This window comes from Streptomyces sp. NPDC090022, from assembly GCF_044748145.1.
GTDB lineage: Bacteria > Actinomycetota > Actinomycetes > Streptomycetales > Streptomycetaceae > Streptomyces.
The window spans coordinates 22,799-41,223 of the sequence record NZ_JBIVFN010000011.1 but is presented as its reverse complement, the minus strand read 5'-3'; the positions used below and the strand labels follow the sequence as shown (position 1 = coordinate 41,223).

General features: G+C 71.8%; 16 protein-coding genes. 7 read left to right on the top strand and 9 right to left on the bottom strand.

Annotation, left to right across the window (positions count from 1 at the left end):
- Nucleotides 1-72 precede the first annotated feature (72 nt).
- Genes ACIPXB_RS20535 through ACIPXB_RS20525 form a run of 3 tightly spaced genes read right to left on the bottom strand, consistent with a single transcriptional unit; the run spans nt 73 to nt 1,710 of the window.
- Complete coding sequence (locus ACIPXB_RS20535; RefSeq protein ID WP_399957446.1) at nt 73-921, bottom strand: helix-turn-helix domain-containing protein; 849 nt, start codon at nt 919-921, stop codon at nt 73-75.
- A gap of 26 nt (nt 922-947) precedes the next feature.
- Nucleotides 948-1,478: a DUF6879 family protein gene (locus ACIPXB_RS20530; RefSeq protein ID WP_226734450.1), complete on the bottom strand. Its 531-nt coding sequence runs from the start codon at nt 1,476-1,478 to the stop codon at nt 948-950.
- Nucleotides 1,453-1,710 carry a hypothetical protein gene (locus ACIPXB_RS20525; RefSeq protein WP_401451833.1) on the bottom strand — a complete coding sequence of 86 codons (258 nt, stop codon included), beginning with the start codon at nt 1,708-1,710 and terminating at the stop codon, nt 1,453-1,455. The genes ACIPXB_RS20530 and ACIPXB_RS20525 overlap by 26 nt, the downstream gene beginning before the upstream one ends.
- Nucleotides 1,711-2,323: 613 nt before the next feature.
- Between ACIPXB_RS20525 and ACIPXB_RS20520 the strand changes: the two genes are divergently transcribed.
- The 3 genes from ACIPXB_RS20520 (at nt 2,324) to ACIPXB_RS20510 (ending at nt 5,005) form a co-directional block, all read left to right on the top strand.
- Nucleotides 2,324-2,986, top strand: a complete 663-nt coding sequence (locus tag ACIPXB_RS20520) for a hypothetical protein (RefSeq protein ID WP_401451830.1) — start codon at nt 2,324-2,326, stop codon at nt 2,984-2,986.
- A 193-nt stretch (nt 2,987-3,179) separates the two neighbouring features.
- The gene (locus tag ACIPXB_RS20515; protein ID WP_401451828.1) at nt 3,180-3,830 is read left to right on the top strand and encodes a hypothetical protein; all 651 of its coding nucleotides are present in this window, start codon (nt 3,180-3,182) and stop codon (nt 3,828-3,830) included.
- 92 nt (nt 3,831-3,922) lie between these two features.
- Nucleotides 3,923-5,005, top strand: coding sequence for a sugar phosphate nucleotidyltransferase (locus ACIPXB_RS20510; protein ID WP_401451825.1), 1,083 nt, complete (start codon nt 3,923-3,925; stop codon nt 5,003-5,005).
- A gap of 62 nt (nt 5,006-5,067) precedes the next feature.
- Here the strand turns inward: ACIPXB_RS20510 and ACIPXB_RS20505 are convergent, their stop codons facing one another.
- On the bottom strand, nt 5,068-6,399 hold the full coding sequence (locus ACIPXB_RS20505; protein WP_401451823.1) for an LCP family protein: 1,332 nt from the start codon (nt 6,397-6,399) through the stop codon (nt 5,068-5,070).
- Between the two features lie 106 nt (nt 6,400-6,505).
- Here ACIPXB_RS20505 and ACIPXB_RS20500 point away from each other — a divergent pair, with 106 nt between their 5' ends.
- Nucleotides 6,506-7,045, top strand: coding sequence for an acyl-CoA thioesterase (locus ACIPXB_RS20500; RefSeq protein WP_401451821.1), 540 nt, complete (start codon nt 6,506-6,508; stop codon nt 7,043-7,045).
- 15 nt (nt 7,046-7,060) lie between these two features.
- Here ACIPXB_RS20500 and ACIPXB_RS20495 read toward each other — a convergent pair whose 3' ends face one another.
- Nucleotides 7,061-8,521 carry an LCP family protein gene (locus tag ACIPXB_RS20495; RefSeq protein WP_401451819.1) on the bottom strand — a complete coding sequence of 487 codons (1,461 nt, stop codon included), beginning with the start codon at nt 8,519-8,521 and terminating at the stop codon, nt 7,061-7,063.
- Between the two features lie 260 nt (nt 8,522-8,781).
- On the opposite strand from ACIPXB_RS20495, the gene ACIPXB_RS20490 reads away from it, so the two are divergent.
- Entirely contained in the window at nt 8,782-9,813 is a 1,032-nt protein-coding gene (locus tag ACIPXB_RS20490; RefSeq protein ID WP_401451816.1) for a glycosyltransferase family 2 protein, read from the top strand.
- Nucleotides 9,814-9,883: 70 nt separating this feature from the next.
- Here the strand turns inward: ACIPXB_RS20490 and ACIPXB_RS20485 are convergent, their stop codons facing one another.
- From ACIPXB_RS20485 to ACIPXB_RS20475, 3 genes are all read right to left on the bottom strand, one after another.
- Complete coding sequence (locus tag ACIPXB_RS20485) at nt 9,884-11,557, bottom strand: LCP family protein (protein ID WP_401451813.1); 1,674 nt, start codon at nt 11,555-11,557, stop codon at nt 9,884-9,886.
- A 78-nt stretch (nt 11,558-11,635) separates the two neighbouring features.
- Nucleotides 11,636-13,393: an LCP family protein gene (locus ACIPXB_RS20480; protein WP_401451811.1), complete on the bottom strand. Its 1,758-nt coding sequence runs from the start codon at nt 13,391-13,393 to the stop codon at nt 11,636-11,638.
- Between the two features lie 242 nt (nt 13,394-13,635).
- Nucleotides 13,636-14,952: an LCP family protein gene (locus ACIPXB_RS20475; RefSeq protein WP_401451808.1), complete on the bottom strand. Its 1,317-nt coding sequence runs from the start codon at nt 14,950-14,952 to the stop codon at nt 13,636-13,638.
- Between the two features lie 154 nt (nt 14,953-15,106).
- On the opposite strand from ACIPXB_RS20475, the gene ACIPXB_RS20470 reads away from it, so the two are divergent.
- Nucleotides 15,107-15,496, top strand: coding sequence for a VOC family protein (locus ACIPXB_RS20470; RefSeq protein WP_401451806.1), 390 nt, complete (start codon nt 15,107-15,109; stop codon nt 15,494-15,496).
- An 85-nt stretch (nt 15,497-15,581) separates the two neighbouring features.
- Here ACIPXB_RS20470 and ACIPXB_RS20465 read toward each other — a convergent pair whose 3' ends face one another.
- Nucleotides 15,582-16,313, bottom strand: a complete 732-nt coding sequence (locus ACIPXB_RS20465) for a TIGR03089 family protein (protein ID WP_401451804.1) — start codon at nt 16,311-16,313, stop codon at nt 15,582-15,584.
- A gap of 139 nt (nt 16,314-16,452) precedes the next feature.
- On the opposite strand from ACIPXB_RS20465, the gene ACIPXB_RS20460 reads away from it, so the two are divergent.
- Entirely contained in the window at nt 16,453-17,856 is a 1,404-nt protein-coding gene (locus ACIPXB_RS20460; RefSeq protein ID WP_401451802.1) for a peptidoglycan recognition protein, read from the top strand.
- The last annotated feature ends 569 nt before the right edge of the window (nt 17,857-18,425 follow it).

The following is an 18,425-nucleotide window of genomic DNA, read 5'->3' as shown; positions in this document are numbered from 1 at the left end:
CGGGGTCGATGGAATGACCCTAGAAAGCGGGGAGCGGAGCGAGCCACGGTCTTGCACGAGCTTGCATACGAACTAACCGAGGGACGTGATCGCATCCGAGATCAGAGCGCGGGCAGGTGCACCGTAGACAGCGAGCTTGGACAGCTCTGAGAACGCCTTGGCGTACGTGGCTACCTCGCTGGGCGCCGTGACGTTCACTGCGGCCGTGAGCAGCTCCACGCTCGCTTGGCGGCCGTCGAAGAGATAGAAGGCTTCCAACGGCCAGACACGCCGCTGGGCCGTGAAAGGAATGACCCCGAGGCTCACGTTCGGAAGCGCCATGACAGCCAACAGGTAGCCGAGCTGTCCAGCCATGGCGGCAGCGTCGCCGATGCGATAGCGGAGCACCGTTTCTTCCAACAGGAGAGCGAAGCGGTGGTTGCCGTCATGGAGCACGCGTGAGCGTTCGATTCGGGATGCTGCCGCCGTCTGCGAGTCGTCAGGGGTTCCTTGAAAGGCGGCAATGGTCGATAGCAGAGCTGCCGCGTAGGCCTCGGTCTGGAGCATGCCCGGGACCACGTTCGAGCAGTACACGCGGAAGTGGCGGGTCTGCTCGTAGAGGGGGACAACCTCTTCCTGCGCCCGGCGCATGCCGTGCCGGTGCAGCTTCTGCCAGTGGACGTACATCTGGTCGGCTTGCCGGTTCGCCGCGATCAGGTCGTCTGTCTGGTCCTCTGCACCGCACGCCTTGCACCAGGCGCGGATGTCGGCGGCCGATGCAGGGGTCTTGGCCCGCTCAATGCGGGACGACTTCGCGGGACTCCAGCCACACCGAAGAGCCAACTCATGCCCGGTCAGCTCCGCGTCTTTGCGTAGGCCCCCGAGACGGGCGGCGATGGCTTCACGGGCGGCCTGGGCGCTGGACGAGGGGGACGCAGACATGAGTGGGCTCTTCGTATTCCGTCAGGTCAGACCGTGTACTTCTCGTGCGGGATGCCGCGCTCCCAGACCGCCTCGAACGCATCCGAGGCCAGTCGTGCCACGGCGGGTTCGGAACGAACCTCCCAGCCGGGCTCGGACCAGTTCCCATCACCGGAGAAGTGGTTGAAGAGCACGATCTCTCCGTCGAACACCCAGCAGTCGTTTCCGGGAAGCGCGATGTCCGAAGCCTGCCGCCTGGGGAGCCAGCGAACCTGCTCCCCGGCGTGCAGGTTGACCACGGTGCCGGCGTGCTCGTACCGGATGTAGTCCGTTACCGGTTCCGACACAACGCGAGCGCGGCGGACCGCCACGCCTCGGGCAACCGTGCTCCGAATCAAATCAACCCACGGAGTCCAGTAGGAGGACGTCGGGTCAATGTCGCGCTGGCCCGTGCGCTTCCAGGTTTCGAAGTCCTCAGCCTCATCCCCGACGCCGTACGAGTCGCGCAGCTCCAAGTGCACAGCCGAGTGCTTGGCTGCGGCCAGCAGCTCGTTAAAGCCCGGCTCGTTCTGCGACATCGCACGCCTTCCTGAGCATCGGCACCATGCGGGCCGGAATCCGAATTACGGCTTCGTGCGGCGGGATGCCCGGGGCGTGCCCGGGAACCTCGAACGCCGCGCACTCCGCCTCAAGCATTTCGTCTGGCTTCCAGCCCTGAAGCACCAGCTCCCCCTTCTCCTCGTCCACCCATACGGTGGGGGAGCCCTGCTGCCCGGTGTCTGGATCAATCCCGATGAACCGTAGTGCCATGACTGCCTCCGGTGTCGAGTGGCTTACGCCAACTTGCACGAGCGTCATCCCTGCACCGCCGGGGCGTCAAGGGGGCCGCCGGAGCCCCTAGGGCGGGTGGCCCACACCACAGCGGTCTGACCAGGGCAGACAGGCAGGTGATCATGGGGGAATCCTGGGGAGGCCCTATATATAGGGGGTGTCTGTGCAGGTCAGCGCCAGATGCGCCGTGAAGCACGCAGATTTATGAAGGCACGAACCAGGTCCAGCGGATCGTGATGGCGAGGAACCTGCCGTAGCAGGGTCTTCGCAGGTCAGCGATCTTTTCGAGTGGCCCGGGAGCTGTGATCGGCTTCCGGGCCGCTCCGGGCCGCTCCGGGCCGCTCCGGGCCGCTCGGGGCCGTTCGGGGCCGTTCGGGGCCGTTGCTCCGCCCATGCCAGCGGCAGTGGCCGCGCCGCAGCTACCGCCGAACGGCTGTGTGCAGGCACCGGTTGGCGGGTGGTGCCGGGCACGTCCGGCGTGTCCACGTCGCGGCCGTGTCGACCCCGGTGCACGCTCGGCCGGTGACTGAGGCCCGGCCCGGAACGCGGGGACCACGGCCTCGATGGCGATGCCGAGAGGGAGCAGCCCCCGATGAAGCCCACCCGCATCCGTGCCGCCCTGGTGTCGGCCGCACTGGCGACCGTACTGACCGCCGTCGGCGGCGGTACCGCCCAGGCCCGCCAGAGCTGGGACGAGGCCGCAGTACCCGCAGCCGCGTCGGGCGGGACCCCGACCACGGGCAGGAACAGCTGCCTGTCCACCGACGGAACCGACCTCAACGCACTCCTGACGGTCCGGGAGCAGATCATCGGCCCCCCGGCCTGCCGTGTGGCGGTGGCGCGCAAGCCCTGGGTCCGGTCCTTCCCGAGCTGGGGCACCGCCGCCGATGCGGCCAGTGCCGTCTACCCGGCGGACTACGTCCCGTCCGTGCCCAAGCCGCAGGACGACTTCATCCTGAAGTTCCTCGGCGTGCGGATCGTCCAGGACATCGGCACGCCCCACGAGCGGAGTTTCACCTTCGGCCCGGAGGTCCTGCAGCTGGTCGTCCCGTTCGAGGGGCTCCCGTTCGCCACCTTCGCGTCGCCCGCGCTCCCCGGCCTCAAATCCGGTACGCACACCACCACGGTGTTCATGCGGCTGAGCTCCGAGCACTGCGACGGGCTGGGAACCGACCGCGAGGAGAACTGCCTGCCGGCGGGCGAGTTCCCGTACACCGGCGACACCCCGTTCGAGGTCGTCAAGCGCCACGCCTGAGAGGGCGTCAAGAGGGGCACGAACCAGGTCCAGCGGATCGTGAGGGCGAGGAACCTGCCGTAACGGGGCGAACCCGCCGACACCGGGTGCCCCGGCCCCGGCGCGGGGGCCGCGTGTGTTCCGGCCGACGGCGCACCCCCTAGGCTGTGCGCCGGGCGGCCCCGGGCGCGGGGTCTCAGGGGCGGGGAAGAGGATGTCCGTAGAAGGTCACATCACGGGGATGCTCCAGCAGATCGCCCGGCAGCAGGACGTCGTCGACATCGCCCCCCAGGGGACCCCGGCGAAGGCGGCCGCCCTCGCGCACGTGGCGGAGCAGTACGGCTACACGTACGGCGTGGCGTTCCGGACCGGGTACAAGAACTCGCTCGTCCAGGTCCGGATGTACCGGGACCCGCACCCCGAGGCGCGGGTCCGCGAGGCAGCCGCCATCACCGCCCATCCGCAGGCGGGCAACCGCGGGACGGTGCCGGGGCTGCGGCAGGGCTCGCTGAAGCCGCTCCCCGAGGCGGCCGACGCCGTGGCGGTGCTGAAGGACCTCATCACCTTCGACGTCCTGGCCCTGTACATCGCCGACCGGGGCCAGAAGGTGAAGGGCTACCTCGCCTGCGCGGCCCTGACCGCCGTCCTGCTCATCAGCGGGTCGCCGGTCCAGGCGGTGGCCTCCGGCGGGGCGCTCGCGCTGTTCCTCACCGCGGCGTTCCAGGTGGGCGTGATCCGCCGCCGGAAGAGCGCACAGCGGCTCACGGCCGCCGGGTTCGTGACGGTACGGGACGAGCACGGCAGGCAGCGGTTCCTGCGCCCCGGGCAGCAGGTGCCCGGCCACGTCGACCCGTTCGCCTCCTGACCGCCCTGAGCAGCGGCGAACCCGCCCTCGGGGGTCCTCCCGATGGGCTAAATTTGGACCTTCGTATGCAGGAATCGGTTGGGGAGAACGCAATGACGGAAGCGATCCTGCTGGTCGGTGGGCAGGGGACGCGTCTGCGGCCCGTCACGGTGAACACGCCGAAGCCGATGGTTCCGGCCGCCGGTGTGCCGTTCCTCGCCCACCAGATAGCCAGGGCCGCTGCCGCCGGCGTCACCCACATCGTGATGGCCACCTGCTACCTGGCCGAGGTCTTCGAGCCCTACTTCGGCGACGGGTCCGCCTTCGGCGTCCACCTGGAGTACGTCGTCGAGGACGAGCCGCTGGGCACCGGCGGCGCCATCCGCAACGCCGCCCGGCGCCTGACCGGCGGCGCCGACGAGTCCGTCCTGGTCTTCAACGGCGACATCCTGACCGGCCTGGACATCCGGGGCCTGGTCGACTCCCACGCGGCCGCCGACGCCGATGTCTCCCTGCACCTGGTCCGCGTCGCCGACCCGCGCGCCTTCGGCCTGGTGCCCACCGACCCCGCCGGCCGCGTCCTGGCCTTCACCGAGAAGCCCCAGACGCCCGAGGAGATCGTCACCGACCAGATCAACGCCGGCTGCTACGTCTTCCGCCGCTCGGTGATCGACTCCATCCCCACCGGCCGGCCCGTCTCCGTCGAGCGCGAGACCTTCCCCGGCCTGCTCGCCGCCGGCGCCAAGCTGTACGGCAAGACCGAGGACACCTACTGGCTCGACCTCGGCAAGCCCGAGTCCTTCGTCCAGGCCTCCGCCGACCTGGTGCGCGGCCTCGTCGCCTCCCCGGCCGTGCCCGGCCCGCGCGGCGAGTCCCTGGTCCTGCCCGGCGCCGAGGTCGCCGCCGGTGCCCGGCTGACGGGCGGCACCGTGGTCGGTGCCGGCGCCCGGATCGGTTCCGGTGCGGTCGTGGCCGGGTCCATCGTGCTCGACGGCGCCTGCGTCGGCGCCGACACCGTCGTCAGCGCCAGCCTGATCGGGGCGCGCGCCCGGGTCGGCGCCCGCACGGTCCTGGACGGCGCGGTCATCGGCGACGGCGCCCTGGTCGGCGCGGACAACGAACTGCGCGCCGGCGCCCGCGTGTGGTGCGAGGCCCAGCTGCCCGACGCCGCGCTGCGCTTCTCCTCCGACCGCTGACCCGTACGACGAAGGCCCGCCGGGGGTGGTGAATTCCGGCGGGCCTTCGTCGTGCGTACGGCTCAGCGGTTGCCCGTGACCGTCACCTTCTCGTCGTTCTGGATCTGCTTGACCAGCTGCTGCACCTTGGCCTTGTCCCAGACCAGGTTGCCGCCGCGCTCGCCCGAGATCGGGATGTTCATGGACACGCCGTCGCCGCCGCTGATGCCCTTCATCGCGAAGAACATCTCGCCGAGGTCGAACAGGGACATGTCCTTGTCCACGACCAGCGTGTCCAGGCCCGCGCCCAGCGTCGGGTAGAGCTTGAACGGGTTGATGATCGTGCTCGGGGTGGCGGCCTGGCTGGCCAGCGCCGACAGGAACTTCTGCTGGTTCTTCGTGCGCTGGAGGTCGGACTCGGCGAAGGCGTAGCGGGTCCGTACGTACGCCAGCGACTGCTCGCCGTTGAGGGTCTGCTTGCCGGCCTGGAAGTCGGCGCCCGACTTCTCGTCCTTGAACGCCTTCTCGATGTCCAGCTCGACGCCGCCCAGCGCGTCGACGATGTTGGCGAAGCCGGCGAAGCCGATCTCGGCGTAGTGGTCGATGCGCAGGCCCGTGTTGTGCTCCACGGTGCGCACCAGCAGTTCGGGGCCGTCCTCGGAGTACGCGGCGTTCAGCTTGACCCGGCGGCCCTGGGCGGGGAACTTCTTGCCGGACTGGGAGCCCACGAAGGACGGGATCTCCACGTCCGAGTCGCGCGGCAGCGAGATCATGGTGTTCCCGCTGGAGCAGGCCGCCAGGATCATCATCGAGTCGGTCCGCTTGCCGTCCGCGGAACCGGTGTGCAGCTTCTTCTTGTCCGCGTCGGACAGGCCCTCACGGCTGTCCGAGCCCACGATCAGGTACGTCGTGCAGTCGCCCTCCTTGGGCCGCTCGATGACCTTGGCGAGGTCGACCTCGCCGCGCAGCTTGGAGTCGGCCCAGAAGTACGTGCCGATCGTGGTGACGAGCAGGACCGACACCAGCGCGATGGAACCGATCTTGATCCGCTTGCGCCAGTCCGGCGCCGGGCCCTGGCGGCCCGGACCGGCCGGCGGCGGCATGCCCGGACCACCGCCGGGACCGCCGCCCGGGCCGCCGCCGGCCGGGGCGCCCGCGGGGCTGCCGTAGACCTGGCCGGTGTTGTAGCCGCTGTCGTACCCGGTGAAGGTGTCGTGGGTCTGCGGCTGCTGCCGCGGGACGCCGGGGCCCGCGGGCCGCGCCGGCGGGACGGGCGGCTGAGCGGGCGGCTGCGCGGGGCGCGGGGGCTGCTGCCGCTGGACGTGCCGCATCCGCTGCGCACCTTCGGGCTGCTGCTGGGCGCTGCCTCGTCCGTAGCGGTCGTCGCGGTTGCGCCCCTCGGGCCAGTCATTCATGCGGACAAGAATGCCCGGTCCGGCGTGTCACCCGACAGGCAGGGAGGGGCTTCGTTCCGGTGCTGTTGCAGAGCTGATGCCTCTTGGACGGCTTTAAGGTGGCTGTATGACAGACATAGCGGCCGATCTCCCGGGCAAGCCGACCTCGGCCTCGCGCACCACGCTCAGCCACATCATGACCGGCAACGACACCAACCTCCTCGGCACCGTACATGGTGGCGTGATCATGAAGCTGGTGGACGACGCGGCCGGGGCCGTCGCCGGCCGCCACTCCGGCGGTCCCGCCGTCACCGCCTCCATGGACGAGATGGTCTTCCTGGAGCCGGTCCGGGTGGGCGACCTCGTCCATGTGAAGGCGCAGGTCAACTGGACCGGCCGGTCCTCCATGGAGGTCGGCGTACGGGTCCTGGCCGAGCGGTGGAACGAATCGACCCCCGCGACCCAGGTCGGCAGCGCCTACCTGGTCTTCGCGGCCGTCGACGCCGAGGGCAAGCCCCGCCGGGTGCCGACGGTCGTCCCCGAGACCGACCGGGACCGCCGCCGCTACCAGGAGGCCCAGATCCGCCGCACCCACCGGCTGGCCCGCCGCCAGGCGATCAAGGAACTGCGCGAGCGCCGCGCCGCCCAGGGCCTCGACGAGGCCTGATCCGAAAGACACGGCCTACGGGGTGTCCCCGCACACCACCTGGTCGCCGGTGACGACACCGAATTCACCCCGATGGGGGTCCTCGGCGCGGACCGGGACCACCTTGTCGAACTGCGAGCCTGCCGTGACCAGCAGGGTCCGCCCCTGGCCCCGTACCGCCCGCAGCTCGCTGCCCGGCAGCGCGGTGGCCAGTGTGCGGGCCGAACGGTCCCAGCGCGGGTCGTACGCCACCACCGTGCGCCGGACCTCGCGGCTGGAGGCGTTGCCCGGCGTACGGGTGGTGTTGAAGCCGGTCGCGCGCAGGGCGGCGTCGACCCGCCCGCCGAGGCCGTCGATCCGGGTGCCGTTCTCCACCTGGACCCGGATCTCCTGCGGCGGTACGTCCACCGGGACCGCCGGGGCGGCCTGACGGCGCCCGCCCTCGCCGCTGCCGCCGCCACTTCCGCCACCGCTGCCACGTCCGCCACCGTCGCCGCCGCTCCCGCCGCCGCCCGGCCGGGCGGCGGGGGCCAGCGGCCGGTCGTCGCGCAGCGCGTCGAAGAGCTTCGTCGCCTTCGCCTCGTCCCACTTCACGGTCGACCCGATGCCCTTGACCGGGTACGAGGGGTCGCCGATCGGCACCGAGGCGAACTCCGACGACGACGGCGTGAAGTCCCGCATCGCCTGCCCCAGCGCCAGCATCTGCTGCGAGCCGAAGCCCTTGTCGGCCCGTACCGACCCCAGCAGCGTCGAGCTGACCTGCTTGAACTTCACCGGGTTCAGCAGCACCCCGCCCGTGGCCGCCTGCTGGAGCAGGGCGGCGACGAACTTCTGCTGGCGCTGCATCCGGCCCAGGTCGGAGGCCCCGTCGACATGGCGCGAGCGCACGTACTGGAGGGCCTGGCCGCCCGTGAGCCGGTGCGTGCCGGGCCGCAGGTCCAGGCCCGTGTTGGTGTCCCGCAGCGGCTTGGCGGTGCAGATCTCCACCCCGCCCATGGCGTCGACCGTCTTCATGAAGCTGGTGAAGTCCACCTCCAGGTAGTGGTCGATCTTCACCCGGGTCAGGCTCTCGACCGTCCGCACGGTCAGCTGCGGCCCGCCCTCCGCGTACGCCGCGTTGAGCTTCACCGGATGCGCCTGGTGCTCCTTGCCGCTGACCAGGTCGCGGTGGGCGGGAACCTCCGCGTAGCTGTCCCGGGGCAGGCTCACCACGCTCGCCCGCCCCCCGTCGGCCGAGAGGTGCACGAGCATGATCGTGTCGGTGCAGTGGCAGGGCGCCCCGCCCAGCCGGTAGGACCGCTTGTCCTCGGGAGTGATCCGCTCCCGCCCGTCCGTGCCCACGACCAGCACGTTCAGGCCGTTCCCGCCCCGCGGGCGGTTCTTCATGTCCTTGAACGGGTCCACCCGCTCGATCCCGGTGTCCAGCCCCGTCATGACCGCGTGCCCCAGCGCCCCGGAGCCCAGCACCACCACCGACAGCGCACCCGCCACGCGCACGCCCCAGCGCGGCCGGCCCCCACGCCGGCCCCCGCGCCGGTCCGGGCCCCGGCCCCGCCGCCGGGCGGGCGCGTCGGGCCGGGGCGGTCGGGAGGAACGGTGCGGGTGGGGCACGAGGGACACCTCCACGGGGGCGGACGGGAGATTCGTCAGAACAGTAGGCCCATACGATCAGCGACTGTCCGTACCGCTCGTCCGGCGCGCACCCGTTTCCCCCGTACGCGGTAACGTGACACCGATACCCGACCGTGAAGGACCCCATGCCCACCCAGCAGCCCGCAGTCTCGGTGATCATGCCGGTGCTCAATGAGGAGCGCCACCTGCGTGACGCCGTCCGGCACATCCTCGGGCAGGACTACGACGGCGAGATGGAGGTGGTGATCGCGCTCGGCCCGTCCACGGACCGGACCGACGAGATCGCCGCCGCGCTCGTCGCCGAAGACCCGCGCGTCCACACCGTGCCGAACCCGACCGGCCGCACGCCGGCGGCCCTCAACGCCGCCATCAAGGCCTCCCGTCACCCGATCGTGGTCCGCGTCGACGGGCACGGCCTGCTCTCGCCGAACTACATCGCCACCGCCGTCCGCCTGCTGGGCGAGACCGGTGCGCAGAACGTCGGCGGCATCATGCACGCCGAGGGCGAGAACGCCTGGGAGGACGCGGTCGCCGCCGCGATGACCTCGCGGCTCGGCGTCGGGAACGCGGCCTTCCACACGGGGGGCGAGGCGGGCCCGGCCGAGACCGTCTACCTGGGGGTCTTCCGCCGCGAGGCGCTGGAGCAGCAGGGCGGGTACAACGAGCAGTTCATCCGCGCCCAGGACTGGGAGCTGAACTTCCGTATCCGCGAGGCGGGCGGGCTGATCTGGTTCTCTCCGGAGCTCAAGGTGCGCTACCGGCCCCGCCCGTCGGTCAAGGCGCTGGCCAAGCAGTACAAGGACTACGGGCGTTGGCGGCACGTGGTGGCCCGCTACCACGCAGGATCGATCAACCTGCGCTACCTGGCCCCGCCGACCGCCTTCTGCGCGGTCGCGGCCGGTCTCGTCGTCGGCGCTGCCGTGACCCCGTGGGCCTTCCTGGTCCCGGGCGGCTACCTGGCCGCGCTGGCGGCCGGCTCGGTCGTCGCGGGCAAGGGCCTGTCCCTCAAGGCGCGGGCGCAGATCCCGGTGGCCATGGCGACCATGCACATGTGCTGGGGCTACGGCTTCCTGACCAGCCCCCGCTCGCTGGCCCGCAGGGTCATCGCCAGCCGCCGCCCGCCGGTGCCCGCGGGCGGCGAGGCGGTATCCCGCTAGGCATGCACGACGTACGGCGAAGGGCCCGGCGGGGAGATCCGCCGGGCCCTTCGCCGTACGTGCGAGGCCGCTACCAGGTGAAGCCGGGCTGGATCGCCATGCACTCCTTGTCGTTGTCGCCGTTGAGCGGGCGCGCGGAGTCCGGCGCCTTCGTCGGCGCGGGCGGCGGCGGGGTGGGCGCGTTGCCGGTGCGCCAGTCCTTGCCGACGAAGACGGTGACCCCCGAGACGTCCGTGGACCGCACCACGGAGGTCGCCGGCAGCCCGAGCGCCGCGGCCACGACCTGCGCGTCACCGGCCTGGTCCAGGGACGCGTACCGCACGACGGAGGTGTCCTCGCCCGCGGTCTGGCCGTCGGCCTGGGCGCGGGCGAAGCCCTTGGAGACCAGCAGCGCCGCGATGTCGCTGCCGCGGCCCTTCGCCCTGGCCTCCGGGGTGTTCTTGCCGCCCGAGGCGTTGCGCACCAGGACCTGGATCTTCGCCGGCGGGGCGGCGGGGTCCTGGGCCGGCGGGGTGGTCGGCGCGGTGCTCGGCGCGCCGCTCGGCGCGGTGGACGCGCCCGCGGAGGGCTGCGGCTGCGCCGTACCCTGACCGTCGAGCGGGATGTCCTCGCGGACCATCCGGAACAGCTCCTCGGCCTCGACCGGCTTGGGCTCCACCCGGTTCGAGTCCTGCGGGCTGTAGATCCACGGCATGGTGGTCATGGTGATCCGGCCGGTGGGGACCTTCTTGAGCTCCATGCTCAGGTCGTACAGCTTGTCGATCTTGTTGAGCCCGGTGTCCACCACCATCGCCTCGATGGCCGCCTGCGCCAGGCTGTTGAGCTTCACCGGGTTGCTGAGCTTGGCGTTCTTGCGGAACTCGCGCGCCAGGGAGTTCATGTACAGGTGCTGGGCGTGGGTGCGGCCGATGTCCGTGCCGTCCTCGAAGCCGTACCGGGTGCGCAGCCACTGCAGGGCCACCTCGCCCTGGATGACGTTCTCGCCCGCCTTCAGCTTCAGGCCCGAGCCCTTGCCGTCCTTGGTGCGCGAGTGCACGTTCTGCTGGACGCAGACCGGGACGCCGCCGATGGCGTCCGCCATCGACACCACGCCCTTGAAGTCGATCACCATGAAGTGCTGGATCGGGATGCCGGTCAGCTCCTGCCAGGCGGCGACCGTGCAGCCCGGGCCGCCGCGGCTCAGCGACTCGTTCGTCTGCACCAGCCCCCTGCTGGCCTGGTGGACCTTGCCGTTCGGCTCGGTGCACTTGGGCATCTTCAGCAGGGTGTCGCGCGGCATGGAGATGACCGACATGTTCGAGCGGTCCGCGGACAGGTGGAGCAGCATCTGCACATCGGCCAGCGGCGGCCCGTCGAAGGTGTCCGAGGCCCCGCCCAGCGCCTTGTTCTCGTCGCCGTCACGGGCGTCCGAACCGATCAGCAGGATGTTCAGCGGGGTCTGGCCGAACGCGTTGGGCTTGGGGGCGCTCAGCTTGTTGTCGCCGAGGTTGAGCGCGTCCGTACGGATGTTGCCGTTCATGTACTGGTAGTACAGGTAGCCGGCGCCGGCCGTACCGAGTATGAGCAGGGCCAGGGTGGTGGCCACCCAGCGCAGCACGCGGCGCCGGCCGCGGCGCGGGACGCCGTCGCCCCTTCGGCCGCCGCGTCCCCGCTGCCGGGGTATCGCCGAGTCCGTGCCGCCGCCCGATATGCCATCGGCGGCCGGAGCGGGCGCACCCTCCCCGCGCACGCTGCTGTGCCTCACGCGTTTCCCCCCTCAGATTCCTGATCAAGGTCCTGATGTATCAGGTGTTGCTGTACGTCGCCCCTGTGGGGCCCGCGCCTACTTGGCGCAGACCGCCTTGTCCGCTTCGACCCGCTGGACGCCCTCGGGCACCTGCTGCGGAGCGGTGAGCGGGATGCCCGGACCCTTGAAGTCCGCGCCGAGCGTGAGCTTCATCGGGGTCCTGGGCGCCGCGTCCGTCGCACCGGCCTTGAGGGCCGAGGCGGGCAGACCCATGATGTCCGCCAGCGCCCGGGCCTCGTCGGCCTGGTTCGGCGCGTACTCGAGCGTCGTCGCCTCGAGCTTCGCCGGCGCGTTGCCGAGGTTACTGGCCCGCGGCACGCCCTTGGAGTTGTGCAGCCAGTTCAGTGTGGTCTGTGCCGATCCGGGCGGTCCGCCGCCGTTGTAGACGTCCACCCGCACCTCGCCGGCCGGGGCGCGGTTGCCCTGGAGCTGAGCGTTCTGCTTGTCCTTGGCCGCGTCGGCCGCCGCCTTCTCCTTGGCCTCCACCTCGGTGAGCGAGACGTCCCCGCGGATCATCTGCAGGAGCGGCTCGGCCTGTGAGGGATTGACGACGACGGTCGACTTGACCCGTTCAGCCGGATTGTCCAGAACGGGGAGGGTGGTGAAGGTGATGTTCTTGGGGTTGATCCCCTTCAACTCACCGCCCAGGCTCTGCAGTTTGCCGATGGTCCCTATCCCGGTGTCCACGCTCAGCGCCTTCGTGGCCGCCTCCGCGAGCCCGATCAGCTTCTTGGGGCTGGTCAGGGTGTTCTTGGACTTCATCTCGCGGATCATCGAACTCAGGAACTGCTGCTGGGTCTTGATCCGGTCGAGGTCGCTCTCGTTGCCGAAGGCGTGCCGGGTGCGTACGAAGGCCAGCGCCTGCTCGCCCTCCAGCCGGTGCTCGCCCGCCGCCAGCTTCAGCTTGGACTTCTCGTCGTCCACCGGCTTCTCCAGGCAGACGGGCACGCCGCCGACCGCCGAGCTCAGGCTCTTGACGGCGTTGAAGTCGGCCATCATGAAGTGGTCCACCGGGATCCCGGTGAGCTGTTTGACCGTACGCATCGTGCAGCCCGGATCGCGTCCCGACTGCCCCAGGCTGGTGTTGAAGCGGACGCCCTTCTCGCCGGGCACGGTCTTCGTCGAGCCGTCGGGCTGCTTCGTCGGGCAGTCCGGGATGTCCGTGATCAGGTCGCGGGGGATGGACAGCGCGGTGGCGTTCGTCCGGTCCTTGGAGACGTGGAAGAGGAACGTCGTGTCCGCGTGGCCCGGGCTGTCCTTGTCGCCGTAGCCCTGGTTGCCCGAGCCCGTGCGCTTGTCGGTGCCGATCACCAGGATGTTGATCGGCTGGTCCTTCTTGAACCCGCCACTGCCCGCGTCGCCGACGTCGGTGGTGTTGATGTTGCCGTTGAGGTGGTTGTAGTAGAGCCAGCCGCCCACCGCACCACCCACCAGCAGGAACGCCATGCCGCCGCCGACCACTTTCAGCGCCTTGCGGCCGCGTCCGCCACCGCCGGCAGCCCGGCGTTTGCGGCCGGGGCGCCGGCCACCGGGCGGGCCGTCCCCGCGACGCGGTCCGGGGACCGCGGGGGACGGGGACTTCGGGCTGGTGCCCGGAGCCGTCCGCGGGCTCGCGCCCGGGACTTCCGTCGGGGCGCGCCGGGATCTGCGCTGCGGAGCCACCGAGGGTGCGGGTGCGGGTGCTTGCGCACCGGAGCGGTTCTGTCGCAGTTCGTAGTGACCAGTGCGGGGGTTGAGGATCCACTGGTCTGCGGGGTCGATTTCGTCGGCCCGCCCACGGCTTTGCGCATCCACGGTTGTCGAGTCCTCCGTCGGTGCTTCACGAGGCGCCTCCCCCCAGGCGCTCGGTCAACGATCCGGCTGCTGGTGCACGGCCTTCGGCCTGCCGGGCACCGGGTCGCTCACCCTATCCGGCCAGTTCAGCGGCAAACCATGCTGGTGACAAATTCCACCCCCTTATAACGGGTCAATACGCCCATCTCGCAAGGATCGGTCCTGGGCTTTTTGGATTGCTTTACCGCCGGGCTACCCGTGAGTCACCTGCACGCGTCGCTACTGGCCGTGGTCCCTGTGAAAGTTGGGACAGGTGTGACGGAAGGACCGGTTCCATCCCGGTGGACGAAGCGGCTCCCCACGGGCTCGTCCGCGGCCACGGCCAGGGGCGTCGCCGTGCCGGACGGCGTGCCGGACGGCGTGTCGGACGGCGTGTCGGCGGGGGAGGTGACGGCGGACGTGGCGGCAGGCGCCGGCCGGGGCGTCGCGGCCGTCGGCGTCGCGGTCACCGGCGGCGGGGCCACCGTCAGGGGCCGGTCCGCGCGCAACTGCTCGAACAGCCGCGTCGCGTCCGGTTCGGCCAGCTGGTCCCGGTTCGGGTCGGCGGCGTGCGGCCGCCGCGGCGCCGTCAGGAACCGGATCTGATCGGTGGGAATGTCCCGTACGCCGCGCACGAGTTCGTACAGGCCGCGCAGCGAGGCCAGTCCGGGATCCGTGGTGATCGACGACGTGGCCGCGTCCAGCAGCGGATAGAGCCTCGCCGGGTTCAGCAACACCCCGTTGCTCTGCACCTTCTTCACCAGCGCGCCCAGGAACTGCTGCTGGCGGTCCATCCGTTCGGTGTCGCTGCCGTCGCCCAGGCTGTGGCGGGCGCGGACGAAGCCCAGGGCCTGCTCGCCGTGGAGCGTCCGGCGGCCGGCGGCCAGTTTCAGTTTCGCCTCCGCGTCGTCGATCGGCTGCTTCAGGCACACCTCGACCCCGCCGACCGCGTCGACCATCTTCTTGAACCCGCGGAAGTCCAGCACCATGTGGTGGTCGATCCGGATGCCGGTGAGCTTCTCGACCGTACGGATCGTGCACGCCGCCCCGCCCCACTGGAAGGCCCAGTTGAACTGGGCCTGCCGCTCGCGGGTGCGGCTGCCGTCGCCCTGCAGGCAGCTGGGGACGGTGACCACCAGGTCCCGGGGCAGGGACACCGCCGTCGCGCTGCGGCGGTCCGCCGGCAGGTGCAGCAGGATCGTGGTGTCGGAGCGCTGGGTGCCCCGGTCCGTCCCGTAGCGGGCGTTCTCCGCGCCCGAGCGCGAGTCCGAGCCGATCAGCAGGATGTTCTGGGCCCCGCCCGTGCCGCGGGCCGGGCGTTCGCGCTCGTAGCGCTCCAGCTCGGCGGCGGCGGAGGTGTCCTCCACGATGTTCGCGTCGAGCTTGCGGTACGCCCACCAGCCCGACCCCGCCCCGCTCAGGACCAGCAGCACCAGCACGAGCCCGGCCCAGCGCAGCAGCCTGCGCCGACGGCCGCGCGGAGACGTCGTACCGTCTCCGCCCGCACCGGTGCCGCTGGGTATGCCCGCGCTGTCGGTCACACGTCCGATCCTGACCCGGGCCCGGCGGGGCGGCCCGGGGGCGGGGTCCGTACTGGGCCGAGCGGGTGACAAATCGGCTGTTACCGGGCTTCTGGGCGGGACGCCGCTCGGGCATGATGCGACGTGACACCCCGACGTCGCCAGGGAGCATCCCATGAGGATCTACGTGACCAGCGTCTTCGTCGACGACCAGGAGAAGGCCCTGCGCTTCTACACGGAGGTGCTGGGCTTCGTGACGAAGCACGACGTCCCGCTGGGCGGCGGGGCCCGGTGGCTGACAGTGGTCTCGCCGGAGGCCCCCGACGGCACCGAACTGCTGCTGGAACCGTCCGGGCACCGCGCGGTGGGGCCGTACAAGGCGGCGCTGGTCGAGGACGGCATCCCCGCCACCTCCTTCGCCGTGGACGACGTACGGGCGGAGTACGACCGGCTGCGCGCGCTGGGCGTGCGGTTCACCCAGGAGCCGGCGGACATGGGCCCGGTCATGACCGCCGTCCTGGACGACACGTGCGGCAACCTGATCCAGATCATGCACACGAAGTAGCCCCCGCCCGGACCAGGACCCGAGGCGAGGACCCGAGGCGAGGACCCGAGGCGAGGACCCTGGACCAGGACCCCGGACCAGGGCCTTAGACGACCCGGGTGACGCGCTCGGCGTCGACGCGCTGCGCCAGGCCGGCCTCGGACAGCTGGTCCAGGTGGCGGCACAGGACCACCGAGCCGCCGGTGGCCAGCGGTGCGAACAGACCCGCCGAGAGGCCGGCCCACGTGTCGTAGCCGAGCCCGGACAGCACGCGGGAGCCGTCCCCTTCCCCGCGGGCCCGCTCCACCAGGGCGCCGTACGACAGCTCCTCGCCGTCGACGACCAGCCCGGCGTCGTCTGCGCCCACGGGAACGAACGGTGCGAAACGGTCGCCCTGTCCCGGGACCTCGACCGCGTAGTCCATGAACCCCGCGGGCGGCTGCGGGAACCGGCCGCCCAGCGGCCGCAGCGCCAGCGCGACCCGCTCGCCCGGGCAGGCGGCCGCGGCGTCGAGCGTGTCCGGCCCGCTGACCACGAGGTCCGCGCCGGCCGGGTCGCCGCCCACCTCGACGACCACGCCCACCGAGGCGGCGGCCAGCAGCCACACCGCCGTCTGCCAGTGCGCGGGGAGCAGCAGGGCGAGCCGGTCGCCCGGCTCGGCGCCCAGGTCGCCCTGGAGCAGATTCGCGGTCTTGGCCACCCAATTGGCGAAGGTCGCGACGGACAATTCGACGCGCTCGCCGGTGGCATCGTCGTAGAAGGTGACGAGCGGACGGCCCGGATCCGCGGCGAGCGCGGATCGCAGCAGGTCGGCAGGGGTGCGGTCAGTGGCGTTCACCCGGCCCAGGGTACGCGGGGCCGTCCCCCGTACGGCCGCCGCGCGCATCCCCCATCCAGGGCACGGGACGGGCCCGCCCATCCAACGCTCCGTCAGTTCCGGCTGGCGCGGCCCGGTCGGTATGATCAGCATCTTTTTCATGCGTGGATTCCTTGCTTCCTCGATCGGCGTCGCGACCGCGGCCGCACTGGCCCTCCCGCTCGCGCTCCCGACCCCCGCCCTGGCCGAGACCGCCCCCGTCCACCCCGCCGGCTCCACCCAGTCGCTGCCGCTGGTCCCCCTGGGACCGGACATGCCGCGGGGCAGCGCCGTACCCGGAACGACCGCCGAGCCCCGCCTGGCCGAGACCCAGGGGCTGACCGCGCGCGAGGTCAGGAAGTTCTCGCTGGTCGGCGTCGTCTGGGACGACGCGAGCACCGAGCTGTACGGCCACGTCCAGGTCCGTACGCGGTCCACGGAGACGGCGACGTGGACCGACTGGCAGGACGTCGAGACCCACAACAGCGAGCACGCCGCGGACCCGGACGCCGCCGAGCGCGGCTCGGGCCGCGTCCGGGGCGCCACGGCGCCGCTGTGGGTGGGCGAGTCCGACGGCGTCGAGGTCCGCGTCCAGGCGGAACCGGGCGCCGGCGCGACCCGCTCGGCCGCCCGTCTCCCGTCGGGGATGCGCATCGAACTCGTCGACCCCGGCGAGCCGGTGGCCACGACGGACGACAAGAACGGCACCGGCACCGGTACGGGTCCGGAGCCGGGGGACGGCAAGGGCAACGTGACGGTCGTCCCCGGCATGACGCCGGCGATGGCGGAGACCTCCAACGCCAACGTCCCGATGGCGGCGCTGGGCGCCAACGAGATCAAGGCGCTCAACAAGGCCGACTCCACCGCCGACGCGGTCCTCGCGGGCGACGGCACCCTCGCCGCGGCCGGCACCCCGTACATCGGTCCGCGCCCGCGGATCGTCACCCGCAAGGGGTGGGGTGCGGACGAGTCCCTGCGCGAGCCGGGCTTCGTCTACACCTCCACGGTGAAGGCGGCGTTCGTCCACCACAGCGCGTCCGGCAACAACTACGCCTGCAAGGACGCCCCGGCGGTGCTGCGCAGCCTCTACCGCTACCACGTGGTCAGCAGCGGCTGGCGGGACTTCGGTTACAACTTCGCCGTCGACAAGTGCGGCACCGTGTACGAGGGGCGCGCGGGCGGCGTCGTGAAGGCGGTGCTGGGTGCGCACACGATGGGCTTCAACACCAACAGCATGGGCGTGGTCGTCCTGGGTTCCTTCTCCTCCAGCGCCCCGCCGGCGGCGGCGGTCGACGCGGTGTCACGCCTGACGGCGTGGAAGCTGGGCCTGTTCAACATGGACCCGCGCGCGAAGACGACGCTGACGTCGGGCGGCGGCAACCGGTACCCGAAGGGGAGGGCGGTCAGGATGAACGTCATCTCGGGTCACCGGGACGGGTTCGCGACGGAGTGCCCGGGCAAGCGGCTGTACGGCAAACTGAGCACGACCCGCACGTCCTCAGCCAGACTCCAGGGCCGCCCATGACCCACCGGGCCCGGTTTCGGGGGCTCCGCCCCCACGCCCCCGCGCCTCAATCGCCGGCGGGGCTGGAGTGGGTGCCGGCGGGGCGGAGACGAACGCCGCGCCCGGCAGGCCACGCGGGGGCTCCGCCCCCACACCCCCGCGCCTCAAACGCCGGCGGGGCTGAATCGGTGCCCGGCGGCGCTGGAATGAGGCCCGCGGCGCTGGAATGGAGCCCGCGACACTGGGCTGGGATGCCGCGGAGCGGCATTTCCAGCCCGCGCGGCGTTTGAGCGCGCGGGCGCGGAGCCCCCGATCTTTGAGCCCCGCCGGCGTTTGAGGCGCCCCACCCCGGCCCCGCCGGCGTTTGAGGCGCACCGATCCGGCCCCGCCGGCGTTTGAGGCGCCCCACCCCGGCCCCGCCGGCGTTTGAGGCGCACCGATCCGGCCCCGCCGGTGGCGGGCGCGCCCCACCCTGGCCCCGCCGGCGGCGGGCGCGCCCCACCCCGGCCCCGCCGGCGTTTGAGGCGCACCGATCCGGCCCCGCCGGTGGCGGGCGCGCCCCACCCTGGCCCCGCCGGCGGCGGGCGCGC